The 25,953-nt window shown below is 65.5% G+C and carries 30 protein-coding genes; 21 read left to right on the top strand and 9 right to left on the bottom strand.

What is annotated here, in order from left to right; all coding sequences use genetic code 11:
- Nucleotides 1–12: 12 nt before the first annotated feature.
- The 3 genes from AO501_RS26550 to AO501_RS26540 are packed head-to-tail and all read left to right on the top strand — an operon-like array spanning nucleotide 13 to nucleotide 2,590.
- Nucleotides 13–513, top strand: a complete 501-nt coding sequence (locus AO501_RS26550) for a nuclear transport factor 2 family protein (RefSeq protein WP_055580656.1) — start codon at nucleotides 13–15, stop codon at nucleotides 511–513.
- Nucleotides 510–1,610 carry an NAD-dependent epimerase/dehydratase family protein gene (locus tag AO501_RS26545; protein WP_055580557.1) on the top strand — a complete coding sequence of 367 codons (1,101 nt, stop codon included), beginning with the start codon at nucleotides 510–512 and terminating at the stop codon, nucleotides 1,608–1,610. The genes AO501_RS26550 and AO501_RS26545 overlap by 4 nt, the downstream gene beginning before the upstream one ends.
- Nucleotides 1,610–2,590, top strand: coding sequence for an NAD-dependent epimerase/dehydratase family protein (locus AO501_RS26540; protein ID WP_055580556.1), 981 nt, complete (start codon nucleotides 1,610–1,612; stop codon nucleotides 2,588–2,590). Before AO501_RS26545 ends, AO501_RS26540 begins: the two co-directional genes overlap by 1 nt.
- Before the next feature lie 158 nt (nucleotides 2,591–2,748).
- Here AO501_RS26540 and AO501_RS26535 read toward each other — a convergent pair whose 3' ends face one another.
- Nucleotides 2,749–3,384 (bottom strand): nitroreductase family protein, encoded by a 636-nt coding sequence (locus tag AO501_RS26535; RefSeq protein WP_055580555.1) that lies wholly within the window; start codon nucleotides 3,382–3,384, stop codon nucleotides 2,749–2,751.
- 234 nt (nucleotides 3,385–3,618) lie between these two features.
- Between AO501_RS26535 and AO501_RS26530 the strand changes: the two genes are divergently transcribed.
- From AO501_RS26530 to AO501_RS26500, 7 genes are all read left to right on the top strand, one after another.
- A complete protein-coding gene (locus AO501_RS26530) occupies nucleotides 3,619–4,014 on the top strand; it encodes a DUF4189 domain-containing protein (protein WP_063892925.1) in 396 nt (131 codons plus the stop codon).
- Nucleotides 4,015–4,102: 88 nt separating this feature from the next.
- The gene (locus AO501_RS26525; RefSeq protein ID WP_055580553.1) at nucleotides 4,103–4,483 is read left to right on the top strand and encodes a carboxymuconolactone decarboxylase family protein; all 381 of its coding nucleotides are present in this window, start codon (nucleotides 4,103–4,105) and stop codon (nucleotides 4,481–4,483) included.
- A 3-nt stretch (nucleotides 4,484–4,486) separates the two neighbouring features.
- On the top strand, nucleotides 4,487–5,374 hold the full coding sequence (locus tag AO501_RS26520; RefSeq protein WP_055580552.1) for an NAD(P)-dependent oxidoreductase: 888 nt from the start codon (nucleotides 4,487–4,489) through the stop codon (nucleotides 5,372–5,374).
- Between the two features lie 114 nt (nucleotides 5,375–5,488).
- Entirely contained in the window at nucleotides 5,489–6,586 is a 1,098-nt protein-coding gene (locus AO501_RS26515; protein ID WP_055580655.1) for an amidohydrolase family protein, read from the top strand.
- A 26-nt stretch (nucleotides 6,587–6,612) separates the two neighbouring features.
- Nucleotides 6,613–7,758: an amidohydrolase family protein gene (locus tag AO501_RS26510; RefSeq protein WP_055580551.1), complete on the top strand. Its 1,146-nt coding sequence runs from the start codon at nucleotides 6,613–6,615 to the stop codon at nucleotides 7,756–7,758.
- Nucleotides 7,759–8,151: a Rieske (2Fe-2S) protein gene (locus AO501_RS26505; RefSeq protein ID WP_055580550.1), complete on the top strand. Its 393-nt coding sequence runs from the start codon at nucleotides 7,759–7,761 to the stop codon at nucleotides 8,149–8,151. It begins immediately after the preceding gene.
- An 11-nt stretch (nucleotides 8,152–8,162) separates the two neighbouring features.
- On the top strand, nucleotides 8,163–9,029 hold the full coding sequence (locus tag AO501_RS26500; protein ID WP_055580654.1) for an alpha/beta fold hydrolase: 867 nt from the start codon (nucleotides 8,163–8,165) through the stop codon (nucleotides 9,027–9,029).
- Between the two features lie 5 nt (nucleotides 9,030–9,034).
- Here the strand turns inward: AO501_RS26500 and AO501_RS26495 are convergent, their stop codons facing one another.
- Nucleotides 9,035–9,508: a hypothetical protein gene (locus AO501_RS26495; RefSeq protein ID WP_055580549.1), complete on the bottom strand. Its 474-nt coding sequence runs from the start codon at nucleotides 9,506–9,508 to the stop codon at nucleotides 9,035–9,037.
- Nucleotides 9,509–9,535: 27 nt separating this feature from the next.
- Here AO501_RS26495 and AO501_RS26490 point away from each other — a divergent pair, with 27 nt between their 5' ends.
- The 6 genes from AO501_RS26490 to AO501_RS26465 all read left to right on the top strand — a co-directional run bounded on the left by AO501_RS26490 (nucleotide 9,536) and on the right by AO501_RS26465 (nucleotide 15,147).
- Nucleotides 9,536–10,810 (top strand): NADH-ubiquinone oxidoreductase-F iron-sulfur binding region domain-containing protein, encoded by a 1,275-nt coding sequence (locus AO501_RS26490; RefSeq protein WP_055580548.1) that lies wholly within the window; start codon nucleotides 9,536–9,538, stop codon nucleotides 10,808–10,810.
- The gene (locus AO501_RS26485) at nucleotides 10,807–11,103 is read left to right on the top strand and encodes a ferredoxin (protein ID WP_055580547.1); all 297 of its coding nucleotides are present in this window, start codon (nucleotides 10,807–10,809) and stop codon (nucleotides 11,101–11,103) included. Before AO501_RS26490 ends, AO501_RS26485 begins: the two co-directional genes overlap by 4 nt.
- Nucleotides 11,100–12,764 (top strand): thiolase C-terminal domain-containing protein, encoded by a 1,665-nt coding sequence (locus tag AO501_RS26480; RefSeq protein ID WP_055580653.1) that lies wholly within the window; start codon nucleotides 11,100–11,102, stop codon nucleotides 12,762–12,764. The genes AO501_RS26485 and AO501_RS26480 overlap by 4 nt, the downstream gene beginning before the upstream one ends.
- The gene (locus AO501_RS26475; protein WP_055580546.1) at nucleotides 12,761–13,642 is read left to right on the top strand and encodes an alpha/beta hydrolase; all 882 of its coding nucleotides are present in this window, start codon (nucleotides 12,761–12,763) and stop codon (nucleotides 13,640–13,642) included. The genes AO501_RS26480 and AO501_RS26475 overlap by 4 nt, the downstream gene beginning before the upstream one ends.
- A gap of 114 nt (nucleotides 13,643–13,756) precedes the next feature.
- Nucleotides 13,757–14,962 carry a cytochrome P450 gene (locus AO501_RS26470; protein WP_055580545.1) on the top strand — a complete coding sequence of 402 codons (1,206 nt, stop codon included), beginning with the start codon at nucleotides 13,757–13,759 and terminating at the stop codon, nucleotides 14,960–14,962.
- Nucleotides 14,959–15,147: a ferredoxin gene (locus AO501_RS26465; protein ID WP_055580544.1), complete on the top strand. Its 189-nt coding sequence runs from the start codon at nucleotides 14,959–14,961 to the stop codon at nucleotides 15,145–15,147. Before AO501_RS26470 ends, AO501_RS26465 begins: the two co-directional genes overlap by 4 nt.
- Nucleotides 15,148–15,247: 100 nt before the next feature.
- Here the strand turns inward: AO501_RS26465 and AO501_RS26460 are convergent, their stop codons facing one another.
- From AO501_RS26460 to AO501_RS26430, 7 genes are all read right to left on the bottom strand, one after another.
- Complete coding sequence (locus AO501_RS26460; RefSeq protein ID WP_055580543.1) at nucleotides 15,248–15,436, bottom strand: ferredoxin; 189 nt, start codon at nucleotides 15,434–15,436, stop codon at nucleotides 15,248–15,250.
- Nucleotides 15,433–16,707, bottom strand: a complete 1,275-nt coding sequence (locus AO501_RS26455) for a cytochrome P450 (RefSeq protein WP_055580652.1) — start codon at nucleotides 16,705–16,707, stop codon at nucleotides 15,433–15,435. Before AO501_RS26455 ends, AO501_RS26460 begins: the two co-directional genes overlap by 4 nt.
- Before the next feature lie 95 nt (nucleotides 16,708–16,802).
- On the bottom strand, nucleotides 16,803–17,306 hold the full coding sequence (locus AO501_RS26450) for a hypothetical protein (protein WP_055580542.1): 504 nt from the start codon (nucleotides 17,304–17,306) through the stop codon (nucleotides 16,803–16,805).
- Nucleotides 17,303–17,917, bottom strand: a complete 615-nt coding sequence (locus AO501_RS26445; protein WP_055580541.1) for a TetR/AcrR family transcriptional regulator — start codon at nucleotides 17,915–17,917, stop codon at nucleotides 17,303–17,305. The genes AO501_RS26450 and AO501_RS26445 overlap by 4 nt, the downstream gene beginning before the upstream one ends.
- Before the next feature lie 99 nt (nucleotides 17,918–18,016).
- Complete coding sequence (locus AO501_RS26440; protein WP_055580540.1) at nucleotides 18,017–19,165, bottom strand: thiolase family protein; 1,149 nt, start codon at nucleotides 19,163–19,165, stop codon at nucleotides 18,017–18,019.
- Between the two features lie 95 nt (nucleotides 19,166–19,260).
- Nucleotides 19,261–20,427, bottom strand: a complete 1,167-nt coding sequence (locus tag AO501_RS26435) for an acyl-CoA dehydrogenase family protein (protein ID WP_055580539.1) — start codon at nucleotides 20,425–20,427, stop codon at nucleotides 19,261–19,263.
- Between the two features lie 90 nt (nucleotides 20,428–20,517).
- Nucleotides 20,518–21,816, bottom strand: a complete 1,299-nt coding sequence (locus AO501_RS26430) for an amidohydrolase family protein (RefSeq protein WP_055580538.1) — start codon at nucleotides 21,814–21,816, stop codon at nucleotides 20,518–20,520.
- Nucleotides 21,817–22,120: 304 nt separating this feature from the next.
- Between AO501_RS26430 and AO501_RS26425 the strand changes: the two genes are divergently transcribed.
- From AO501_RS26425 to AO501_RS26405, 5 genes are read left to right on the top strand one after another with little or no spacing between them, the layout of a single operon-like run.
- Entirely contained in the window at nucleotides 22,121–22,657 is a 537-nt protein-coding gene (locus tag AO501_RS26425) for a carboxymuconolactone decarboxylase family protein (protein WP_055580537.1), read from the top strand.
- Nucleotides 22,658–22,659: 2 nt separating this feature from the next.
- The gene (locus AO501_RS26420) at nucleotides 22,660–23,955 is read left to right on the top strand and encodes an aromatic ring-hydroxylating oxygenase subunit alpha (RefSeq protein ID WP_055580536.1); all 1,296 of its coding nucleotides are present in this window, start codon (nucleotides 22,660–22,662) and stop codon (nucleotides 23,953–23,955) included.
- Nucleotides 23,936–24,262 carry a hypothetical protein gene (locus AO501_RS26415; RefSeq protein ID WP_055580535.1) on the top strand — a complete coding sequence of 109 codons (327 nt, stop codon included), beginning with the start codon at nucleotides 23,936–23,938 and terminating at the stop codon, nucleotides 24,260–24,262. The genes AO501_RS26420 and AO501_RS26415 overlap by 20 nt, the downstream gene beginning before the upstream one ends.
- Before the next feature lie 3 nt (nucleotides 24,263–24,265).
- Nucleotides 24,266–25,480, top strand: a complete 1,215-nt coding sequence (locus tag AO501_RS26410; protein WP_055580534.1) for a metal-dependent hydrolase family protein — start codon at nucleotides 24,266–24,268, stop codon at nucleotides 25,478–25,480.
- On the top strand, nucleotides 25,464–25,886 hold the full coding sequence (locus AO501_RS26405; RefSeq protein ID WP_055580533.1) for a nuclear transport factor 2 family protein: 423 nt from the start codon (nucleotides 25,464–25,466) through the stop codon (nucleotides 25,884–25,886). Before AO501_RS26410 ends, AO501_RS26405 begins: the two co-directional genes overlap by 17 nt.
- The last annotated feature ends 67 nt before the right edge of the window (nucleotides 25,887–25,953 follow it).

Raw genomic sequence — 25,953 nt, 5'->3', positions numbered from 1 at the left:
AGGGGCCCGCAAATGCCGGACGCCGCAACCGCGCTCTGGGAGATCGAGGCGATCAAGCAGCTCAAAGCCCGCTACTGCCGCTACCTGGACACCAAGCGGTGGGACGACTGGCGGCGGCTGTTCACCGACGACTTCATCAGCGACACCTCCGCGTCGGGCGGCAAATTGATCAGCGGGGCCGACGAGTTCGTGGCCTTCGTCCGCGGCACGCTGGGCAAGGCGTCCCAGCCGACCGCCCATCAGGTGCACGCGCCGGAGATCGAGCTGACGTCGGAGACGAGGGCGACCGGTGTGTGGGCACTCGAGGACGTGGTCCGGCTGGGGCCGGGGATCAATCTCATCGGGCGTGGGCACTACCACGAAACCTACGAAAAGGTCGACGGACGCTGGCTGATCAAGTCTTCGACCCTGACCCGGCTGCGGGAGGACGTGTTCAATCCTTTTCTGTCCGTGCGTATCTCGCCTCGGCTCCGGGATGCCGGGGCCGCGCTGGCACGCAGGTTCGGCAAATGAGCCCCGTCACGCTGATCACCGGCGCCTTCGGACAGGTCGGCAAGCGCTGCACCGAAATTCTGCTGCGCCGGGGCCACACCGTGATTGCCGTGGACCTCGGCACCGACGCCTCGACGGCGGCAGCCAAGACTCTGGCCGGCGCCGCGCACCCGGGCACCCTCGTCCCGGAGTTCATCGACCTCACCGACTCCGACGCGGTCGACGCCGTCGTGAGACGCCACCGGCCCGGCGCGATTGTGCACCTGGCCGCGATCGTTTCACCGCCCTCCTACCGCAACCCGCGCTTCGCCCGCAAGGTGAATGTCGAAGGCACCCGGCATTTGGTGACGGCCGCGCGGTCGATGAACGACCCTCCCCTGTTCGTATTCGCCTCCAGCGCGGCCGTTTACGGGTCCCGCAATCCGCACCGCCACCCGGAACTGATCACCGGCGAGACGCCGGTCAATCCGATCGAGCAGTACGGCGAAGACAAGGTGCTGGCCGAGCGGGCGATTGTCAGGAGCGGGGTGCCCTACGCGCTGCTCCGACTTGCCGCGATAGTCTCGCCCGACACTGCCGCCACGTTTAACGGCGACCATCTGGCGCTCGTGCGGGCCACTCCGGTGGACAACCGCATGCATGCGACAGATGCCCGGGACGTCGCGCTGGCGTTCGCCAACGCCGTCGACCGGCGTGCTGCTGTCGCCGGCAAGGTGTTCGTGATCGCCGGAAACGACACCAATCTCTGCACGATGGGTGATATGCAGGACGACATCATGGCCGCCCTCGGCATCGGCCGCCTCGGCCCAGCGGTCGGCCTGCCCGGTGATCCGCACGACGACCGCGGCTGGGCATTCACCGGCTGGTTCGACACGACAGAATCCCAAGAGCTGCTGGACTATCAGGAACACGACTGGTCGGACACCGTCACGTGGGTGGCCGAGTCGGTGGGCGTTCGCCGCCTGCTGCTGCGAGCGCTCGGACCAGCCATCCGGCCGGTGATACTCGTGTTCCTCGCGCTGCAGCGCCGGCTGGAGCACCGTGGCCGGTATGCCGACCCGTGGACGTTCATGCGCGGCAAGTACGGACCTGAGATGCTGGCCGGCACCGAGGCGTGATGAAGAAACTGGTCATCGGCGCCAGCGGTTTCCTGGGTTCCCACGTCACCCGTCAACTGGTGCTGGCGGGTGAAGACGTGCGGGTCATGGTGCGAAAAACCAGCTCCACCAAGGGCATCGACGACCTGAAGGTGGAACGCCGTTACGGCGACGTGTTCGACGACATCGCCCTGCGGGAGGCCATGGCGGGTTGCGACGTCGTCTACTACTGCGTGGTCGACGCCCGGATGTGGCTGCGCGACCCGGCACCGCTGTTCCGCACCAATGTGGAGGGACTGCGTCACGTGCTGGACGCGGCAGTCCGCGCCGAGCTACGCAGGTTCGTCTTCACCAGCAGCAGCGGCACATTGGCGATCAGCGATCAGCGGCCGGTCACCGAAGAGGACCCACACAACTGGAATGACGGCGGCCCCTACATCGAATCCCGGGTCGCCGCCGAGGATCTGGTGCTGCGCTACGCGCGCGAACTGGGATTACCGGCCGTCGCGCTGTGCATCTCGACCACCTACGGACCACGCGACTGGGCACCGACTCCGCACGGCGCGCTCATCGCCCAGGTTGCCGCCGGCCGATTCCCGTTCTACATGGGGTTCTCTTCTGAGGTTGTCGGTATCGAAGATGCCGCCCGGGCAATGCTTCTCGCCGCTGACCATGGCCGCGACGGCGAGCGTTACATCATCTCCGACCGCTATCTGAGTACCAGAGAGGTCCACGCGATAGCGGCCCGCGCCGTCGGCCGGCGTCCGCCTCGCATCCGGATTCCGATGAGCGTCATGTATGCCGCTTCCCGCGTCAACGACCTCGCGGCGCGGCTGTTGAACCGCGACCTGCCGATGGCCTACGTCGGCGCGCGAATGGCGGACCTGATGTCGCCGCTGGACCACAGCAAGGCCGAGCGCGAACTCGGCTGGAAACCAGAGCCTGTCGAAAAATCCATCGCGAAGGCTGCGCGGTGGTTCGCCGCGCAGGCGCCCGGGTAATTGGTGGCCAATGCGGTTCATCATCGTAAGGACGAATCCTGTTGACATCGGCGGCGATATCAAATTTCAGCAGAGGGTCACGTCCAGCTGACGGTTACTGATGTGGCTGGTGGGACCACGGATCTGACCCGCAGGGTTCACTACACGGCCCGCACCCTTCAGACCGAATACGGCTCGCCCCAATGGTCGAGGTTGACCGCCTGGGCGAGCGGTCGCCGCCGCACCGGTCCGTGGCGGCCCTTGGGCCAGCCGACCACGATATGGCCGGCCAACATCCAATCGGCGGGCACACCAACGGCTTCCCGCAGTAGCCGCTCGCCGCCGTAGGAGGCCCAACTGGTCATGCAAGCGCCGAGACCCTGGGCGCGGGCGGCCAGTAGGAAGTTCTGCATAGCAGGAAAGATCGACCCACCCAGCAGCAGTTCGGACGCCGTCGGATAATGGATCTGGGCGAACAGCACCGAAGTGAATTCGCCTGCCCGGTCGTGCAATTCGTAGGTAGCGCGGTTGTTCCGGGCCTGGCGGCTGTCATCGCCTGGGCCGGGGCGACTCATGCCATAGACGGGCTCGATCACCGATAGTGCTTGCGCCGCGGCCTTGGCCACCACCGCACGCATTTCGGGCGATCGCAGCACGATGAAACGCCAGCCCTGTGCGTTGGCTCCCGAAGGTGCCCACCGGGCAGCTTCCAAGCACCGCGTCAACGTCGCGTCATCGACAGATTCGTCGGTGAAGCGCCGGATGGTGCGCGCGGTCGACATCACCTCCCAGACGTCGTCGCTCGCCCCGGTCATGAACTTCTCCCTCCGCCCCGCAGCGTGACATTTTCAGTCGGATCTGTAAAGTGTGCGAAGTTTACCGCAGCGCCGCGCGGGCGGTGTTGAGAGAACCAAAGCGATATGAAAACCGGACTCGCACAAGCCCACTCCACTCTTCGTGTTTTGACCTGGCCCATCACCGGGACGGCAGTGTGAGGATTCGGTAACATGGCTGTTACATGTTCATACGCACTGAAAGGGTTCACACGCATGACGACACGACAACGGCGTCGCGTCGCACTGGTGCTCGCCAGCCTGCTGGCGGCCATCGCGATGGCCTCCACTCTGATTCACCCTGCCGACGCCCGTACCCACCCGGCCAACCTGCCCCCCTATCACACCTTCTACGGGGCCATCGCCTATGGACACGACGGTTCCTCGGGTAAAGCCTGGCGACAGAAGAACAAATCGACGGCCGAGCGACTGGCGTTGCAGCGCTGCGGCATCGACACCTGCACCATCGTGTCCAGCTTCACGAAGTGCGGTGCGGTCGCCCACGACGGCACCACCTACCACGGCGGCGTAGGACTCTCGCGGCAGGCGGCCGAACAACGCGCCATCGCCAATCTCGGCGGCGGCTGGGTCGTCAACTGGGCGTGTCACTGAGCCGGCCACGCAATGCCGTTTTCCGGCAAGATAATTCGCTGACGGCCTAGACTCCTGCTACTCGCACTCGTAGCAAAGGAGCACGGCATTGGACAGCGAAACTTATCAGCGTGGACGGCAGATCCGCTCCGAAGTCCTGGGCAAGGAATACGTCGACAACGCGATCGCGCAGGCCGACGACTTCACCGGGCCACTGCAGGATCTGGTCACCGAGTACTGCTGGGGTGCGGTGTGGGGGCGCGAGGGCCTGACGCGCAAGACGCGCAGCATGCTCAACCTGGCCATGACATCGGTGCTGAACAGGCCGCACGAACTGCGTACCCATCTCAGAGCCGCAGTGACCAATGGTGTCACGCGCGACGAGATCCGCGAGGTTTTTCTGCAGGTCGCCATCTACGCCGGGGTGCCGGCCGCGGTCGACAGCTTCCGGACCGCGGGCGAGGTCTTCGCCGAACTGGACGAGGGTTAGCGCGTGACCATCGGCTTCATCGGCCTGGGCAACATGGGGCAGCCGATGGCGCGCCGCCTCGTCGAAGCGGGCCATGACGTCGTCGCCTTCGACCGGCGCGGCGATGCCATCGCGCAACTCGGGGCGGCGCAGGCCGCGACGTCGCCCCGAGACGTGGCCGATCGCGCCGAGACCGTGCTGGCCAGCCTGCCCAGCCCCGCCGTGTCCCTGGAAGTGGCGACCGGCCCGGCCGGGGTGATCGAAGGCTCCCGCGTCAAGCGCTTCATCGACCTGTCCACCGTCGGCAGCGTGGCGGCGGTACAGATGCACGATCTGCTGGCCACCCGCGGCATCGTCACGCTGGACAGCCCGGTCAGCGGCGGCGTCGGCGGCGCCGAACGCGGCGCGCTGACCCTCATGGTGTCGGGCCCGCGCGCGGAATTCGATGCCGTCGGGCCGGTGCTCGGTGTCCTGGGCCGCGCGGTCTACGTCGGCGACAAACCCGGTTCCGCCCAGACCATGAAGCTGGCCAACAACATGCTGGCGGCCAACGTGCTGGTCGCGACGGCAGAGGTCGTGGTGATGGGCGTCAAGGCAGGCCTGGACCCGGAGGTCATGATCGAGGTGCTCAACGCGGGGTCGGGTGCCACCAGCGCAAGTCGCGACAAGTTCCCACGCGCCATTCTGCCGCGCACCTTCGACTACGGGTTCGCCACCGCACTGATGGTCAAGGACGTAGGCCTGTATCTCGAGGAAGCCCGAGCGCTCGGCGTCCCCATCGAGATCGCCGACACCGTGGGGCGACTCTGGGAGGCGGCAGCGCAGTCCCAGGGGCCCGATTCCGACTTCACGACCGTGATCAAGCCGTTCGAAGAGGCCGCGGGCGTCACTGTCGGACCGGCGAGACGCTGAGTTACATTTCGAGTAGAGAATGTTATTATCCGGTTTTAAGAACAATACTCGCGTATTGGGTCGTAAAAGCGCTGTTACCAGGACATATGCAGTGGCGGCGGGAGGATGGACTACATGATCGAACACGCCAATGGGACGCGTACGCCGGTCATCGACGCCAGCGTTCACATCTTCTTCCCGACCAACAAGGACCTGCGCGGCTTCCTACGTGAGCCGTTCAAGAGCCGCGGCTTCCCCGATTACGAGATGGACTGGTACGGCGCACCCGGCAGCGAGTACGCGCCGAATACCGAAGGACCTGAGCGCGGCCGCCGCTATCCCGGGTCGGACCCGGATTTCGTTGCCAATGAGCTGTTTTCGAATCGGGGGGTGGATGTGGCGATCCTGCACCCGATGGGGCGCGGGATCATGCCGGACCGCCACCTGGGTACCGCACTGCACGCCGCACACAACGAGATGATGGTGTCGCGTTGGCTCGAGCACGCCGAGTTCGGTGACCGCTTCCGTGGCACCATCCGGGTGAACCCCGACGACATCGCCGGCGCGGTGCGCGAACTGGAGAAATGGCGGGGGCATCCGCGGGTGGTGCAGATCGGCGTCCCACTGCAGTCGCGCGAGGTCTACGGCAAACCGCAGTTCTGGCCGTTGTGGGAAGCGGCGGCGGAGGCGAACCTTCCGGTGGCCGTGCACATCGAGTCGGGCGAGGGCATCGGGTTCCCGCCGACGCCTTCCGGACATACCCGCACCTACGAGCAATACGTCAGCTTCATGGCGCTGAACTACCTGTATCACCTGATGAACATGATCGCCGAGGGCGTGTTCGAGCGCTTTCCGGCCCTCAAATTCGTATTCGCGGACGGCGCGGGAGATTTCGTCACGCCGTTCATCTGGCGGATGGATACGTTCGGCCGCCCGCATCTCGAGCAGACACCGTGGGCACCGCGGATACCGAGTGACTACCTGCCGGGCCACGTGTACTTCGTCCAGGGCGCCATGGACGGACCGGGTGACGTCGACTTCGCCGGGGATTGGCTGCGGTTCACCGGCAAGGACGACATGGTGATGTTCGGCTCCAGCTACCCGCACTGGCAGTGCGGCGACATCACCAAATTGCCCCAGGCACTTTCGGCCGAGCAGCACGAGAAGTTGTGCTGGCGCAACGCGGCCGAGCTCTACGGCATAGACATCGCCGTCGGCTCGGGCGCACAGTAGAAGTGAGTGAGAGCTAGGAGATCGCAATGTCGCTGACTCACATACACGAACGGGTTCCCGCCGCCGAGCGCATCGCCGTCCGGTGCGTCGACTCCGACGTCCACCCGGTGCCCAAACGCGGTGAGATCACCCAGTACATCCCCGAGCCGTGGCGCAGCAAGTTCTTCCTCGACCACAAGGTCGGCGAGTTGATCTACTACGACGCACCCGACTACGCGCACTCCTTCGCGATGCGGGTCGACACCTTCCCGCCCGACGGCGAATTCCCGGGCAGCGACCCGGACATGGCGTTTCGGCAGCTGATCATGGAAGCCGGTTCCGACATCGCGATCCTGGAGCCAGGTGGGCGCACCCCGCGGCTACCCGAAGCTCACCAGGCCTACTCGACGGCCCTGAACCACTGGCAGGCCAACCACTGGCTGGACGGTCACAACAACTGGCACCAGCGCTGGCGTGGGTCGATCTGCGCGGCCGTCGAAGACCCCGCGGGCGCCGCCCGTGAGATCGAGGAGTGGGCCGGCCACCCCTATATGGCGCAGATTCTGATCAAGGCCGAACCGCGCCCGTCATGGGGACATCCCATGTACAACCCGATCTGGGAGGCGGCCACCAAGCACGACATCACGGTGAGCTGTCACCTGTCCCGCAGCAACTACGAGATGCTGCCGACGCCGCCCGTCGGGTTCCCCAGTTACAACCACGACTTCATGGTCACCTACTCGCTGCTGGCTGCCAACCAGGTGATGAGCCTGATCTTCGACGGCGTCTTCGACCGGTTCCCGACGCTGCGCATCGTGTTCGTCGAGCACGCCTTCACCTGGATCCTGCCGCTGATGTGGCGGATGGACTCGATCTACGAAGCCCGCAAGTCCCGCGTCGACATCAAGCGCAAGCCGTCGGACTACGTCAAGGACCACATCAAGTTCACCACCCAGCCACTGGACTATCCCGAGGACAAGACCGAGTTGACCCGGATGCTGGAGTGGATGGAGTGCGAGAAGATCCTGTTGTTCTCCTCGGACTACCCGCACTGGACCTTCGACGATCCGCGCTGGCTGGTCAAGCATCTGCCCAAGGGTGCCCGGGATGCGGTGATGTACAAGAACGGCATCGCCACCTACCACCTCCCGGAGACCGTCCCGGTCCTCGAGGGTCAGGTCCGGGTGCTCTGAATGCTCGAGGAGAAGCCGCGACCCCGCCTGGCTCAGGGTCGCGAACACGTCGTCGCGACGGTGGACGAAATTCCACCGGGCACACACAAATTGGTGCCGATCGGGCGGCACGGGGTGGGCGTGTACAACGTACACGGCACCTTCTACGCGATCGCGAATTATTGCCCGCACCAAGGTGGTCCGCTGTGCTCGGGACGGGCCCGCGGACGCACCGTCGTCGACGAGACGGCAGCCGGTGACGCGGTGATGGTGCGCGATCTGGAATACATCTACTGCCCTTGGCATCAGTGGGGTTTCGAGCTGGCGACGGGTACCACCGCGGTCAAGCCGGAGTGGAGCATCCGCACCTATCCGGTCCGTGTGATCGGCAACGACGTATTGGTGCAGGCGTGACCGGCCCCGGCGTGTCGTCGCTCGAGATCAACGGCGGCAACGTCGTCTACGAGATGCTGGGCGAGGCAGGCGATCTCATCGCCCTGACGCCGGGCGGCCGGTTCAGCAAGGACATCGAGGGGTTGCGTCCGCTGGCTGAGGCGCTGGTCGACGGCGGCTACCGTGTGCTGTTGTGGGACCGCCCCAACTGTGGCGCCTCCCATGTGCAGTTCTACGGCCAGAGCGAATCGCACATGCGCGCCGAAACCCTGCACAAGCTGGTGACAGGTCTGGGTTTCCAGCAGTGCATCCTGGCCGGAGGCTCCGGCGGCGCAAGGGATTCCATGCTCACCACGATGCTCTACCCGGAGATGGTCACCAAGCTGGTGGTGTGGAACATCGTCGGCGGCATCTACGGCACGTTCGTGCTGGGTAGCTTCTATATCGTCCCAAGCATTCTCGCGGTGCGGGGCACCGGGATGGACGGTGTGATCAAGGTGTCGGAGTGGCGCGATCGCATCGCCGAGAACCCCGCCAACAAGCAGCGGTTCCTCGACTTCGACTCCGCCGATTTCCTCAAAGTGATGCTGCGCTGGCTCAATGCGTTCGTCTCCAAACCGGGACAGACCATTCCGGGCGTCGAGGACGAAATGTTCGACCGCATCAGGGTTCCCACGCTGATCATCCGAGGCGGCGAGAACGATATGGATCACCCTAAGCGCACCTCGCTGGAAGTGCATTGCCTGGTCAAAGGTTCGGAGCTGATCGACCCGCCGTGGCCGGAGGACGCCTGGGAACGGGCATCCGAAGACCGCGCCGCGGGCCGGGTGACTCACTTCAACATGTTCGACACCTGGGTACAGGCCGCGCCCGCGATCCTCGAGTTCCTGGATCGCTGATGCGTTCACCTGGTGCGGATGTGGACCTCGCAGTTGAGCGAGGCCTCGAGCGCGGTGTGGATCCGGCTTTCCGGCACCCGGTCGAGGTCGGCTTCGGGCAGCGTGACGTAGACGATGTCGTAGCCGTCATCACCGGGTTCGCGCACGATGTCGCCGGACAGGCCGAACGCCGCCAGTACGCCGTGGGCGTCGTCGTCGGTTCCCCTGCTGATGAAGGTCACCACGCCGACCACCGGTTCGGTGCCAAACGCCTTGCCGCACAATTCCATTGCCGCGGTTTTAGTGAACTCGACGTCCGCACCGGCGATCAGCAGTTCGACCTCTCGCCGGCGCGGCGGCCTGCTGGCGAGATCGTTTTCGACTACCTCAGCACCGTTTTGACCAGCAAGACCGAGGAGCGTGGCCATGCCCTCACCTAACTGCTCCGGCGTGAGCACACCGGACTCGTCGACGTTGACGCGCACCACCGCAGTCCGCATGCGGCCAAGCCTAACCGGAGCCGGTCGATGACCACCGCCGACGTTGCGATCAGCACCGTCGCGTGGCCGGGCTACCCACCCCGACTGCTCGCCGAGGGTCGCGAGGATCTGGCGGCCTACCGCGAACGGGGTGGCTACCGACTGCTGGGCGACGCCGATGAACTGCTCGCCGATGTCGACGCCAGCGGACTGCTGGGCCGTGGCGGTGCGGCGTTCCCGCTTGCGGTGAAACTGCGGGCGGTACGGGCCAACGGGCCCTCGGGCGCCCCGGTCGTCGTCGCGAACGGCGAAGAGGGTGAGCCCGCTTCGGTCAAGGACCGGTGGTTGTTGCGCAACCGGCCCCACCTGGTGCTTGACGGGCTGCGCCTGGCTGCGGCACTCGTAGGTGCCCCGCGCGCTTATGTGTTTGTCTCTGACGCGGATTCGGCGCGCAGTGTCGAGTCCGCGCTGGGGGAAGTCGACACTCGCGATGTCAGCATCGAGGTGTTCCCGGTGCAGCCGGGCTACGTGGCCGGCGAGGAAACCGCGGCCGTGCAGGCCATCAACGGCGGACCGGCCAAACCGACCGACAAGCCGCCGCGTCCCTTCGAATCCGGGGTCGACGGGCGTCCGACGCTGGTGAGCAACGTCGAGACGCTGGCCAACTTGGCGTATATCCACGGCCACGGCGCGGCGGTGTTCCGCTCGCAAGGCACGGCGCAGTCACCGGGGACCTTCCTGGCCACCATCACCGGGGGCGGCGGGCCAGCCGTTCTCTACGAGATCCCGCATGGCTTGCCGTTTACCGAACTGCTTGCCCGGCATAATGTTTCACCGGCAAAGGTACGCGGTGTCCTGATGGGAGGCTACTTCGCCGGGCTGGTCAACCGGCGGGTGCTGGGCACCACTCTGGATCATGAGACGATTCGGGGCATCGGCAGCGGATTGGGCTGCGGCGCAATATCGTTGATCACCGACGAGTGCCCGGTCGCGGTCGCGGCAGCGGTCGCGGCGTATTTCGACCGGGAGAACGCCGGGCAGTGTGGTTCGTGCTTCAACGGCACCGCGGCGATGGCTGCCGCGGCCGGGGCGCTGCGCGACGGTGTGGCGACCACTGAGGATCTCGACCGTTTGAAGCGCTGGTCGGTGGTGCTCCGGGGCCGTGGCGCCTGCGGCACGCTGGATGCCGCCTGCAACGTCGCGGCCACCCTGCTCGAGGAGTTTCCCGACGAGGTGGGGCGCCATCTCGATGGAACCTGTCCGGACTGCAGTCGCGGTGCATATCGCGCCGAGCGCCCCTACGAAGCCATCGGGGGATCATGAGAATTCGTTTGGACCGCACCGTGTGCGACGGTTTCGGACTGTGCGGCAAGCACGCTCCCGGCTACTTCTCGCTCGACGACTGGGGCTACGCCTGCCTGATCGGCGACGGCAACGTGCCGGAAGAAGACCACGACAAGGTGATGCGGGCGTTGCTGGACTGCCCGGTGCACGCCATCACCGAGATCGGCGAGCCCAAACCGAGCATCCCGCACCCGGAACTGCACGACGAAGACGACCCCGCCTCGCACGTGAAAACCGAGGACAACGAAGCGGAGTGGGGATTCATCCGTTGACCGGCAAGTCAGCTGCACCGGGACGTCCGCTGCCCCAGCTCACGGATGAGAACGAGTTCTTCTGGAAAGCCGGCGCTGACAACGTATTACGTTTCCGGGAGTGCCGGGGCTGTCGGTCGCTGATCCACCCGCCCGCGCCGGTGTGCCGCTACTGCCGCGGCCGCGACATCGGCGTGCGCGAGGTTTCGGGCCGTGCGACCCTCGCCGGCTTCACGGTCAACCACCGGTTCAGCGTGCCGGGAATGCCGGCGCCGTACGTCATCGCAGAGGTGGCCATCGTCGAGGATCCCCGAGTTCGGTTGACCACCAACATCATCGGCTCCGATCCCGACGAACTGGAACTCGGTCAGACCGTCGAGGTGGTGTTCGACCAGATCGAGGACGTGTGGCTGCCGTTGTTCCGCCCCGTCCCGGACGCTGAGCCTTCGCCGCTGCCCGAGGACGAGATCGCGCCGGAACGTTTCGGCGAGTACGTCCGCCCGATGCTGACCACGGAGAAGTTCGAGGACAAGGTCGCGCTGACCGGCATCGGCATGTCGCCGATCGGTCGCCGTCAGATGGTGCCCGCCCTGTCGCTGACCGTGCAGGCTTGTGAGGCCGCGATCGCCGATGCCGGCCTGACTTTCGCCGACATCGACGGCCTGTCCACCTACCCCGGGGGCGGCAACTTCGGCGGCTTCGGCGAAGGCGGCGTCACCGCACTGGAAGCGGCGCTGGGTATCCGGCCGACCTGGCACAACGGCGGCATGGAGACCTTCGGTCCGGGCGGTTCGGTGATCGCGGCGATGCTGGCGGTCTCGGCCGGCCTGGCTCGTCACGTGCTGTGTTTCCGGACGCTGTGGGAAGCGACCTTCAACGAGCTGATGAAGCAGGGCAAGATCGTTCCGTCCGGCGGGCGCACCACGAGTTGGCAGTGGCCGTTCGGGGCGACTTCCGCCGCCCACACGCTGGCGCTCAACGCGCAGCGGCACTTCCATCGCTACGGCACTACGAAAGAGACGCTGGGCTGGATCGCGCTGAATCAACGCGCCAACGCCGCCCTCAACCCGACCGCCGTCTATCGCGACCCGATGACGATGGAGGACTACCTGAACGCGCGGCCCATCACCACGCCGTTCGGCCTCTACGACTGCGACGTCCCCTGCGATGGCGCGATCGCCGTCATCGTCTCCGCCGTCGACGCCGCCCGAGATCTGGCCAAGCCGCCTGTCCTGGTCGAGGCGGTGGGAACGCAGATCATCGAACGCATCGACTGGGATCAGAGCACGCTCACTCACGAACCGCAGGTGCTGGGCCAGGCGGCGCATCTGTGGACGCGCACCTCACTGCGTCCCGGCGACGTTGACGTCGCCGAACTCTACGACGGATTCACCATGAACTGTCTCTCGTGGATCGAGGCGCTCGGCTTCTGCGGCATCGGCGAGGCGCGCGAGTTCCTGGACGGCGGCAAGAACATCGCCCGCGACGGCGTCATACCACTGAACACCCACGGCGGGCAGCTGTCGCACGGCCGCACCCACGGCATGGGCCTGCTGCACGAAGCGGTCACGCAGCTGCGTGGCGACGCCGGCGAGCGGCAGGTCGCCGGAGCCCGCGTCGGGGTGGTCAGCAGCGGCGGGCTGACGCCCAGCGGCGTCATTCTGTTGCGGGCGGACACATGACCGCCCCCCGCCCACGCGTGGTGATTGCCGACGGTGTGCCCATGTCCGGCGTGATCGCCGAGGCCGACGAGCCCAAGGCAGTGATCGTGGCGATCCACGGCGGCGGCACCACCGCCGCGTATTTCGACTGCCCGGGGCACCCCGAGTTGTCGTTGCTGCGGCTCGGCGCGGCGCTGGGTTATACGGTGATCGCGATCGACCGGCCTGGGCACGGAAGTTCAGCCCCGTACCCGGAGGCGGTGCAGACCCCGGAGCAGCGCGTCGACCTTGCATACGGTGCCGTCGAACGAATTCTCGGTGAGCGATCACGCGGTGCGGGATTGTTCTTGCTGGGCCATTCCGGCGGCTGCGAGCTGGCGACCCGAATGGCTGCCGACGACCGGGGTGCCGCGTTGCTGGGCCTGGAACTGGGCGGCACCGGAAGGCGCTATCACGACGTCGCCAAGGAGATCATGAAGGCGGCGGCCGTCAAGGAGCGTCCGCCCGGCACCCGCGAGCTGCTGTGGGAGCCGATGCGCCTCTACCCGCCCGACATCCTGCGCGGGGCCACGAATTCGTCGACGTCCCCGCCCTACGAGCGAGACGTAGCCGTGAATTGGCCACACCGCTACTTCCCCGAACTCGCACCTGCGGTGCGGGTCCCGGTGCGGTTCACCATCGGCGAGCACGACCGGGTCTACCGGGGCGACGACCATAACCTCGCCGAAATCGCCCAAATGTTCTCTCAAGCATCGCGTTTCACCAGCAACCGGTTTCCCGAGGCGGGACACAACCTCAGCCTTGGGCTCAACGCCGCCGACTACCACCGCACCGTGTTCGCGTTTGTCGACGAATGCGCGGCAGCGGGTGGCGCCTCACGGTCGGCGGAAGACCGATGAAAAGGGGACCTTGTGCTCCTTTTCGCCGCACCCGGAAGCCGCTACCGTTAGGGTTACAGTCAGGCGTTCAGCTGTAACGGTGTCAGCCCGCAGCTCAGCAGCGAGGAGCGTTATATGACCAAATCGAAGGTCACCTTCGATCCGTTCTCCGAAGACTTCTTCAACGGTGCCTGGGATACGTATCGGCGCATGCAGGAAGAGGCGCCGGTGTATTACAGCGAGGAGTACGACTTCTATGCGCTGACCCGGCACGCCGACGTCGCGGCCGGCCTGAAGAACTTCCAGACCTACTCCTCGGCCTACGGTATCGACCTGTCGATGGTGCGGACTGGCAAGCCGCCGGAGCAGAAGTCGATCATCTTCATGGACCCACCGGATCACCGCCATATGCGCAGCCTGCTCAACAAGGTCTTCACACCGCGCGCCATACAGTCTCAGCGGGACATGGTCGGCGAGAAGATCGACAAGTACCTCGGCCAGGTCGACAAGGACCGATTCGATGTGGTGCAGGACTTCTCGGGGCCGTTCCCGGTCGAGGTGATCACCACGATGCTGGGAGTCCCCGAGGAGCATGCGCAGCGGGTGCGCCACCTGATCGACGAGTCCCTGCACCGCGAGCCAGGACAGGTCGAGGTCGGCGAACGCGGCATGCAGGCGAACATCGAAACCTGGATGCTGTACTACGAGCTCCTGCAACAACGTCGCGCCGAGCCGCGGGACGACCTGTTCACCAGGCTGATCAACGCCGAGATCGAGCGCGAAGACGGCCAGATGACCAAGCTCGACGACATCGAGATAGCCGGATTCGCAACGTTACTGGGCGGAGCCGGCGCCGAGACCGTGACCAAGCTGGTGGGCAATGCGCCGGTGGTGTTCGCGCGGTTCCCCGAGCAGTGGCAGAAGCTGCTCGACGACCGCAGCAAGGTTCCCGCCGCGGTCGAGGAACTGCTGCGCTATGAGGCGCCGTCCCAGTACCAGGTGCGCTGCTCGCTGAAAGACGTTGAGCTGCATGGCGTGACGATCCCGGCGATGAAGCCGGTGTTCCTGATCAACGCCGCGGCCAACCGTGATCCGGCCGCCTGGACCAATCCTGACGAGTTCGACATCGACCGGGACCGGCATGAGGCGCTGAATCTCAGCTTCGGCTACGGAATTCACAGCTGCCTGGGCGCGGCGCTGGCCCGCATGGAGAGTGTGATCGCGCTGGAGAAACTGCTCGACTTCATGCCGCGCTATGAGGTGGACTGGGAGAATTGCAACCGCGTGCATATGCAGAATGTCGCGGGATGGAAGAACGTTCCAGTAAAGGTGCTGCCATGAGAATCGAAGTGGACTGGGATCTGTGCGAGAGCAACGCCGTGTGCATGGGCATCGCACCCGACGTATTCCTGCTCGGTGACGACGACATGTTGACCGTCCTGCAGCCAGAGGTCACACCCGAGAACGAGGAACTGGTTCGCGAAGCGGTGCGGCAGTGCCCGCGCCAGGCGATATCCATCGTCTAACAGCAGGCGCTGCGCCCCGAGCGTGAACTGGCGGTGGCCCGACGCCGAAATTCCCGCCCTCAGTTCACGTTCGGCGACGGTCTGCCCGGCTACGAAACCGTCAGCGTTCTTTGATCGCCTGCTCCGGACAGCACTCGATGGCCTCGCGGGTCGCCGCCTCGAATTCTGTTGGAACGTCACCGGACATCGCCTCGGCATAGCCGTCGTCGGTGAGACTGAAGACTTCCGGGCACAGCGTCAGGCACATGCCGTGGCCGCGGCACGTCCCGTCATCCACCCAAACTTTCATACCGGCGCAAATTCCAGGTGCAACTCGGTCAGGCCACGCAGGATGTACGTCGGAACGTATTGGTAGCGGCGGTCATTCGCCGGCCCGTGCTCCCGCTCATCGAGCCTGATGTCCGACGTCCTGTCCAGCAGACGCTCGAGCGCGACCCTGGTTTCGGCCCGCGCCAGCGGTGCGCCGGGGCAACTGTGAATGCCCCGACCGAACGACAGATGCTGACGTGCGTTCTTGCGGCCCGGGTCGAAGGTGGCGGGGTCGTCGAAGCGGCGCGGGTCGCGGTTGGCGGCCGCCTGCAGGATCATCACCGTCGTGCCGGCCGGAAGGTCGACCCCGCCGACGCTGACGGGAACCCGGTTCAAGCGGAAGTCTCCCTTGACCGGGCTCTCGACCCGCAGCGCCTCCTCGATGAAGTTGGGGATCAGGCTGCGGTCCCGGCGCAGTTGCTGCTGGATGTCAGGACGCTCCGCCAGGATCTGCAACGCCGCGCCCAGCAACCGCACGGTGGTCTCCTGCCCCGCCGAGAAGACGTTGCTGGCGACGCGGGCCACGTCTTCGATCTCCGGTATCGAGCCGTCCGGGTAGGTCGCGGTGGCCAGGCCGGTCAGCACGTCGTCGCGGGGTTCGCCGCGGCGGTCGCGAACGTAGTCCGAGAACAGGCCGTAGAGGAACTCCAGCGGACTGTGCGCCAGCGACTCCTTGCCGGTGCCCCCGATGCCGCCACCCGAGTGCTGGCGGATGCCCTTGACGAACGAATCGCGATCCTCCATCGGCACACCCAGCAGGTCGGCGATCACCAGCAGCGTGAACGGACCGGCGAATCCCCTGATGAACTCACCCTTACCCGGTGCCAGGAACTCGTCGAGCACCTGATCGGCGAGCGCCCACATGGCGTCCTCGTTCTCCTTGAGCCGCTTCGGGGTGATCAGCCGCATCAACAGGGAGCGGTGATTGGTGTGGGTGGGCGGGTCGAGGGTGGGCAGCTGGTCGCTGAACGGCAACTCGTCACGGTGCTGCTCGATCAGTTCGGTGACGTCGTCGCCTTCCAGAGGCACCGGGAATCCCGGGAACGGACCGGTTACCGACGTGCACGACGACCATGTCTTGGCGTCGTTGAGCACCGCGCAGGCTTCTTCCCAGCCCGTCACCATGGTGACGCCGTGGTGCGGTTCCCGGGCTACCGGACACTGCTGCCGCAGCGCCTCGTAGTAGGGGTAGGGGTCCTCGACAAGCTGGCGGTCGCGGAAGAAATCCAGTTCGGTGACATCATCCGCCATGTCTTGCTCCATTCGAATCTCCACATTCGAGAATGGGACTCTCACATACGAGTATTACATTTCCACAGGACGTCCCGGACCGCAACGTCGCGTAATCAGGCCGGCAGCAGATCCGCGGCCACCGACCGGCCCGCCATCAATCCGCTGCGGAACGTCTCAATGTTGGCGACCGACTCGGCCGGCACCGCCGCGGCGGCCAGCGCCTTCGCTTTGAAGGTCTGGGCGGCCATGCTCAACCGGTGCTGAACCCGTCCCACGCTGTCATCCAGCTCAGCGGGCCAGGTGGTACCCCAGAGCGTGACTTCGGTGACGCCGTGGTCGAGCGCCTGCAACACCCCCGTCCGCACCCGCGGGTCCGAGCCCAGCAGGTCAGCGGCGGCGGCCAGGGCCTGGGGTCGCGGATGGGTCCCCACCGACGCCAGCACCGACTCCAGGTCGAGAGTCTTGGCGCCCAGGATGTGCAGGGGCCGGTCGTCGGGGCGGTCCGTGAGCAGGACCGTGACATCCCAGCCCGCCATCGACCGGTCGAAGAGCCATCCGCCGGCGAACGTCACCACGTCGACCACGCTGGAAGCCACGACGTCGAGCCGGTATCTCATGTCGCGCTCGTCGGAGTGGGTGGAGAGAAGTCGCGCGCCAGCGTCTCCGCGTACTCCTTGAACACCTCGGCCAGGGGTATCGAAGGATCGAGTAGCCATGTCATTTCCATTCCGTGGATGAAGGCGAGAATCTCCACTGCCTTGACGGCGGGGTCTATGTCGGCGCGATAGCGGCCCGCGGCCTGGCCTCGGCGGATGCCGGCGGCGACGATCTCGGTGGCGGCCCGTTGCCGGTTCACCAGGCGGTCGTGCAGCGGGGCGTCCGGGGCGATGTTCTCCACCAGCAGCACCGTGAAGGTGCCGAGCAGCTCGGGCTGCCGGCTGAAGCGGTCGGCCACCTGAGCGATCTCGCCCAGCAGATCACCGCCCCGGTCTGAGTGCGTGTCGTCGTCGAGGTCGCGCGCGTCCAGGACCGCGTGCAGAAGTTGCTCTTTGGAGTCGAAATGATGCAGCAGACCCGCGGGGGTCACCCCCGCCTCGCGGGCGATCTGCGCGAGCGTCGTACTGCGCCAGCCGTTTCGCGACAACAACCGCTGCGCCACCTCGAGGATCCGCTGTTTGCGGTCTTCGCCTTTGGCGAGAAGCGTCTCGTACGGACGTACGTCGGGCACCGAATTCCTCGTCGAACCGTTGCGGGCGGAAACCAACCTAGTGAATACACAGTAGGTTGGTTTGCGGCACGTGACAAGAGGGCCCTCAGGTGCCGTCTTTCAGCCGATCAACTCAACCAGCGTCGCGTTAGCCGTACCGCCGCCTTCGCACATGGTCTGCAGTCCGAAGCGAATTCCGTTGGCGCGCATGTGATGCACCATTCGCGTCATCAACACCGCGCCGGAGGCGCCCAGCGGATGACCCAGCGCGATCGCGCCGCCCAGCGGATTGAGCCGATCCGGGTCCGCGCCGGTCTCGGCGAGCCAGGCCAGCGGCACGGGCGCGAAGGCCTCGTTGACCTCGAACACGCCCACCTCGTCGACCCGGACGCCGGACTTTCCGAGCACCTTCTCCGTCGCCGGGATCGGCCCGGTCAGCATCAGCACCGGGTCCGCGCCGGCGACCGCACCGGCGCGGTAACGCACGATCGGCGTCAGACCCATCTCCAGCGCGAGTTCTGACGTCGTCACCAACAGCGCGGCGGCGCCGTCGGATATCTGTGACGAGTTGCCGGCGTGGATCACACCGTCCTCGACGAAAGCCGGTTTCAGTCCGGCGAGTTTCTCGGCCGTCGTCCCGCGGCGCACGCCTTCGTCCTCGTGCACTATCGAACCGTCATCGCAGAACACCGGAACGATCTGCTCGGTGAAGGCGCCGCTGTCCTGAGCCGCGGCGGCCAGTTCGTGAGACCGGGCGGAGTACTCGTCGAGCCGGGCGCGCGACAGGCCCCACTTCTTGGCGATCAGCTCCGCACTGATCCCCTGGTTGAACGAGAAATCATCATAGCGTGCAAGGACTTTCGGGCCGTAGGGCATGCCGGTCGCCCGGGCCGCGCCGAGCGGCACCCGGCTCATCACTTCGACGCCGCCGGCCACCACCACGTCCTGCTGACCCGACATGACGGCCTGCACCGCGAAGTCGAGGGCCTGTTGGCTGGATCCGCAGGCGCGGTTGACGGCGGTCCCGGGGATGCTCTCCGGCCAGCCCGCCGCCAGCACGGCATAGCGGCCGATGTTGGCGGACTGATCGCCGACCTGGCTGACGCAGCCCCAGATCACGTCGTCGACGAGCTCAGGGCTGACGCCGGCGCGTTCCATCAGTTCGTTGAGGACGACGGCCGACAGGTCGGCGGGGTGCACGCCCGCGAGCCCGCCGTTGCGCTTGCCGACCGCTGTGCGCACCGCCTCGACGATGACTGTTTCGCGCATGCTCCACTCCGCCTTTCAGTCGCCGAACGTGCACTCACGGCGGAAAAAACGCGAAAAACTCGCCATCACTTCACGTTCGATGGCTACAAATTACGTCAGTAGCTTCTGGGCAGCTTAAGCGCATGCGAGCCGAGGAAGTTCAGGATCATCTCCTGGCTGATCGGGGCGATCTTCATCAGCCGCGCTTCCCGGAAGTAGCGCGTGACGTGGTACTCCTCCGCATAGCCCATGCCGCCATGGGTTTGCAGCGCCCGGTCCGCGGCGGCGAATCCGGCGTCGGCGCACAGGTATTTGGCGGTATTCGCCTCGCGCCCACAGGGTTTGCCGTTGTCGTACAGCCACGTGGCCTTGCGCAGCATGAGCTCGGCGGCATCCAGTCGGGCCAGGGAATCCGCCAGCGGGAACTGAATGCCCTGATTCATCCCGATCGGCCGGCCGAAGACCTCGCGTTCGTTGGCGTACTTCACGGCCTTGTCCAGTGCGACCCTGCCGATACCGAGCGCCTCGGCCGCGATCAGCATCCGCTCCGGGTTCAGCCCGTCGAGGATGTATTGGAACCCCTTGCCCTCCTCGCCGACTCGGTCTTCGACCGGGACTTCGAGGTTGTCGATGAACAGCTCGTTGGAGCTGACGGCGTTGCGGCCCATCTTGTTGATAGGCCGGATGTCGACCCGGCTGCGGTCGAGATCGGTGAGAAACAGCGTCATGCCGTCGGTCTTCTTGGCGACTTCGTCGTACGCCTGGGTGCGAGTGAGCAACAGGATCTTGTCGGACTCCATTGCCTTGGAAATCCACACTTTTCGGCCGTTGACGACGTAGTGGTCGCCGTTGCGCTTGGCGAACGTGGTGATGCGCGAGGTGTCCAGCCCGGCGCCGGGCTCGGTCACCCCGAAGCACACGTGGGTCTCCCCCGTCGCAACGCTCGGCAGGGTGCGTTTTTTGAGTTCGTCGGAGCCGTGCACCACAACCGGTTGCATGCCGAAGATCGACAGGTGGATCGCACTCGCCGCATTCATCGCGCCGCCGGATTTGGCGACCTCTTCGAGCAGGATCGTGGCCTCGGTGATGCCGAGGCCGTGGCCGCCGTATTCGGCGGGGATCGTCATGCCCAGCCAGCCGCCGTCGGCGATGGCGCGGTAGAACTCGGCGGGGAACTCGTGCGCCTGGTCCTTTTCCATCCAATAGTGGTCGTCGAACCTGGCCGCCAACTCGGCCACCGAACGGCGGATCAGCTCCTGATCCTCGGTGAGCTCAAACTCCATCTGCCCGCACCTTTCCTTGCGCGAGCAGACGCAAACTCGCACGATCTGGGTCCAGATGATGCGAGTTCGCGTCTGCTCGCCGGTAGAACGTCAGTCCGTGTTGCCGGAGAGGGACTTCGCGTTGGCGGCGAAGTCGGCGAACGACGAACCACCACGGGTGTCCTTTGCGTGGCCCGACGCCCGAATCGACACGTCGTGCCCTTCGGCGGCCTTGCGCAGCGCGCCGACCGTCGCCTGCTCGGGCGTGATGTGGGTGAACGGGTCGAACGAGTACCAGCGCATCGCGTTCTGGTGGGTGATTTTGTGGATCTCGTCATCGGGTACGTCGTTCAGCGACAACACGTCCCACAACTCCTCGGGCGCTCCCGGCCACATCGAGTCGCTGTGCGGGTAGTCGGCCTCCCAGCAGATGTTGTCGATACCGATCATGTTGCGCAGCGCCACGCCCACCTTGTCGCTGATGAAGCAGGTGAGGAAGTGCTCACGGAAGACCTCGGACGGCAGCTTCCCGCCGAAGTTCTGATGCGTCCAGGTCGAGTGCATCTCATAGGTACGGTCCGCGCGCTCCAGGAAGTAGGGAATCCATCCGGTGCCCCCCTCGGACAGCGCGACCTTGAGGTCCGGGTACTCCTTGATGGGCCGAGACCACAGCAGGTCAGCGGCCGCCTGCACGATGTTCATCGGCTGCAGCGTGATCATCACGTCCATCGGGGCGTCGGGCGCCGTGATCGCGAGCCGGCCCGAGGACCCGATGTGCACATTCATGACGGTGTCGGTGTCGCACAACGCCTTCCACAACGGATTCCAGTATTCGTTGTGGAAGCTGGGGTAGCCCATCGCGGCCGGGTTCTCGGTGAAGGTGAGCGCGTGTACGCCCTTCTTGGCAACCCGGCGCACCTCGGCGGCGCACGCCTCGGCGTCCCAGATCACCGGAATCGCCATCGGGATGAACCGCGCCGGGTAGGCACCGCACCATTCCTCGATGTGCCAGTCGTTGTAGGCCTGCACCAGTGCGATCGAGAATTCCGGATCGTCGGTGGCGAACAGGCGTCCGGCGAAACCCGGGAAGGACGGAAAACAGATCGAGGCCAGGATCCCGCCGGCATTCATGTCCTTGATGCGCTCGTCGACGTTGTAACAGCCGGGCCGGATCTCGTCCAGGCCGGTGGGCTCGATCCCGTACTCCTCCTTGGGCCGGCCGGCCACCGCGTTGAGCGCCACGTTCGGAATGACGGTGTCGCGGAACTTCCACATGTCCGAGCCGTCGGGGTTGTGCACCAGGCGAGGCGCGTCGTCCAGGTACTTCGACGGTAGGTGGTTCTTGAACATGTTCGGCGGCTCGACGGTGTGGTCGTCCACGCTGATCAGGATCATGTCTTCTTTGTTCACGGGTGTTCCCTTCTCATCTGATCCACCTGATCGGGTGTATTGAGCAGGCTTCAAGCCGCAGAGCAGAGCCCACCTGCGCCGAGCTCTCTATATAGGTTGAAAACTATCTTCTCGCGAAGCGAGAATCAACATCCAGCATAGCCGCCCGGGGGCCGACGGGGCCTTTGCGGCGACGCTGACGACCCCCGATGGCCGCCCTCCGCGCCAGCATTGACCCACCGACCGATTCGTGCAAGTCTGTTGGTTGTAAATGAGAATATGATTCTCTCTGAGTGAGAGGATCGCACGTGAGAGGGATCAGCCGATGCGTTTACCGCCGCTGCCCGCTGACCAGTGGGACGAGGCTGTCGAAGGCGCGCTGGCCGTCATGCTGCCCCCGGAGCGCCGCAATCCGCGTGACGCCTCCAACGTGTTGTCGACCCTGGTCAACCACCCGGTCCTGACCAAGGCGTTCCTCAAGTTCAACGTCCACCTCTTGTTTTCATCTACCTTGCCGCCCCGAATCCGCGAGCTGGCCATCCTGCGGGTCGCGCACCGTCGTGAGTGCGCCTACGAGTGGACTCATCATGTCGACCTCGCCAAGCGCGAGGGCATCACCGACGCCGAGATCGACGCGGTCCGCCGGGGCGACGGCGGGTTCGACGAATTCGAGCAGGCGGTGATCACCGGCGTCGGCGAACTCGACGAGAAATCCCAACTGTCCGACGAAACCTGGGCCATGCTCGGCACCCGCTTCGACGACCGCCAACGCATGGACTACGTCTTCACCGTCGGCTCCTACACCATGCTGGCCATGGCGCTCAACACTTTTGGCGTTCAGCTCGAACACGAGGAGAGGTAACAGTGGCCCACTTCCCCAAACCAGCCGCCGGAAGCTGGACGCAGAACTATCCGGAACTGGGGACCGCACCCGTCGACTACAGCGACTCGATCGATCCTGCGTTCTTCGAAGCCGAGCGCGACGCGGTCTTCAAGCGCACCTGGCTCAACGTCGGCCGAGTCGAGAGACTGCCGCGCACCGGCAGCTACTTCACCAAAGAGCTGCCCTCGGCCGGCAAAGGGATGTCGGTGATCGTCGTCAAGACCAAGGACGGATCCGTCAAGGCGTTCCACAACGTCTGCCGGCACCGTGGAAACAAGCTGGTGTGGAACGATTTTCCGAACGAGGAGACCTCCGGCACCTGCCGGCAGTTCACCTGCAAGTACCACGCCTGGCGGTACAGCCTGGACGGTGACCTCACTTACATCCAGCAGGAAGACGAGTTCTTCGACGTCGACAAGAGTGATTACGGCCTGGTGCCGGTGCGCTGCGAAATGTGGGAAGGCTTCATCTTCATCAACTTCGACCAGAACGCACAGCCGCTGGTGGACTATCTGGGTCCGATGGGCAAGGGCATCGAGGGCTACCCCTTCCACGAGATGACCGAAACCTATTCCTACCGAGCCGAAGTCGGCAGCAACTGGAAGCTGTTCATCGACGCGTTCGCCGAGTTCTACCACGCTCCGGTGCTGCATCAGGGGCAGTACACCAAAGAGGAAGCCGCCAAGATCATGAAGTACGGCTTTGAGGCGCTGCACTACGAGCTGGCCAGCCCGCACGGAATGATCTCGACCTGGGGCGGCCAGGCCCCGCCGGTGGACATGAGCATGGTCAAGCCGATGGACCAGGTCCTGCGCAGCGGACTGTTCGGCCCCTGGGACAAGCCGGAAGTCATTGCCAACCTCGACGCGCTGCCGCCGGGTGTGAATCCGAAGAAGGTCAAGCAGTGGGGCATCGACTCCTGGCACTTCTACCCGAACTTCATGCTGCTGATCTGGGAGCCGGGCTGGTTCCTGACCTACCACTACTGGCCGACCGCCGTCGACAGGCACATCTTCGAGTGCACGCTGTACTTCGTGCCGCCGCGAAATGCCCGGGAGCGCCTGGCCCACGAGTTGGCCGCGGTGACGTTCAAGGAGTACGCGCTGCAGGACGCGAACACGCTGGAGGCGACGCAGACCATGATCGGCACCCGAGTGGTCAACGACTTCCCGTTGTGCGACCAGGAGATCCTGCTCCGCCATCTGCACAAGGTGACCGGCGACTACGTTGCCGACTTCGCGAAGGAGAGCCAGAACAATGGCAAAGTTACCGTCTGAATTCGCTGACCTGGAAACGTATCTGGACTGGGATCTGGCTACGGAACCCGAGCGTTACGCCAAGCGCCTGGCCTCCACCATGGGTCAGATGCAGGAGTTCTACGACGCCGCCTTCCCGCGCCTGAACGACGTCATCGCCTACTGTGACAAGTACCCGCTGGACGATCTTCCCGAGGACGCACGCACGCTCATGCACCTGATGCAGTCGCTGGTGATGGTCTCGTTTCCGATCGAGGCGTGGAAGCAGCCCCGGGTTCCCGACAGCGGCGCGGCGTGGGTGGAGTGCATCAGGGAACCGGTGATCTGAAGCGTGTTGACGCTCAAGGCAGCTGGGCTACTCGATGTCGACGCCGGCGAGATCGTCTCGCCGGGCATCCTCCGGATCGACGGCGACCGCATCGTCGGTATCGGAGGTGAGCCCGAGGGCGACCTGATCGATCTCGGGGATCAGATTCTGTTGCCCGGGTTGATGGACATGGAGGTCAACCTGCTGATGGGCGGCCGGGGCGAGAAGCCGGGCCTGTCCCAGGTACAGGACGACCCACCGACCCGGGTGCTGCGCGCCGTCGGTAATGCCCGGCGCACCCTGCGTGCCGGGTTCACCACCGTGCGCAACCTGGGCCTGTTCGTCAAGACCGGCGGCTACCTGCTCGACGTCGCGCTCGGCAGGGCGATCGACGCGGGGTGGATCGACGGGCCCCGCATAGTGCCTGCCGGACATGCGATTACGCCTACCGGCGGGCATCTGGACCCGACGATGTTCGCGGCGTTCGCGCCGCACGTGCTGGACCTCACGATCGAGGAGGGTATCGCCAACGGCGTCGACGAGATCCGCCGGGCGGTGCGCTACCAGATCAAGCACGGCGCCCAGCTGATCAAGGTGTGCTGCTCCGGCGGCGTCATGTCGCTGACCGGACCGCCTGGCGCCCAGCACTATTCGGATGACGAGCTGCGCGCCATCGTCGACGAGGCACACCGGCGGGGGCTGCGGGTCGCCGCGCACACGCACGGCGCCGATGCGGTCAAGCACGCGGTGGCGGCCGGCATCGACTGCATCGAGCACGGATTCCTCGTCGACGACGAGGCCATTGCCCTGATGGTCGAGAACGGCACCTTCCTGGTGAGCACCCGCCGGCTGGCCGAGGGCATGGACGTGTCCCATGCGCCGCCCGAACTTCAGGCCAAGGCCGCCGAGATGTTCCCCAAGTCGCGCACCTCGATCCTGGCGGCCTACCAGGCCGGGGTGAAGATCGCCGTCGGCACCGACGCGCCGGCAATACCGCACGGCCGCAACGCCGATGAACTCGTCACCCTGGTCGAGTGGGGATTGCCGCCGCTGGCCGTGTTGCGCGGGGCGACCGTGACGGCCGCGGAGCTGATCAACTCCACCGAGCTGGGTCGCCTGGCCGAGGGCATGCTTGCCGACGTCATCGCGGTGCCCGGAAATCCGTTGGCGGACATCACCGTTACCCGCAACGTGGGCTTTGTCATGAAAGGCGGCAAGGTTTATGCCAAGCAGAACTGACGACCTGGTGGAGATCCAGCAGTTGCTCGCCCGGTATGCGGTCACCATCACCCAGGGCGACATCGAGGGACTGGTCGGCGTGTTCACACCGGACGGCACCTACAGCGCATTCGGGGACACCTACACACTGGACCGGTTCCCGGAACTGGTCGCCGCCGCGCCGAAGGGCCTGTTCATGACCGGCACCTCGCTGGTCGAAAATCTCGACGGCGATACGGCCACCGGCACCCAACCGCTGTGCTTCATCGAACACTCCGCGCATGACATGCGCATCGGCTACTACCGCGACACCTACCTGCGCACCGCCGACGGCTGGCGCCTGAAAACCCGCGCCATGACCTTCATCCGGCGCAGCGGCGTGCATGACTCCGGACGGCCGCATGCCGTGGGCCGCCCAACGCCGTGAATGTCGAGGAGTTCCGGACCGGGTTGTGCGCGTGGCTCGACGAGCATGACCTGACCCCGGGGCCCGA

The organism is Mycobacterium gordonae (assembly GCF_001417955.2).
Lineage (GTDB): Bacteria > Actinomycetota > Actinomycetes > Mycobacteriales > Mycobacteriaceae > Mycobacterium > Mycobacterium gordonae_B.
This window is presented reverse-complemented; position numbering and strand designations above follow the sequence as displayed.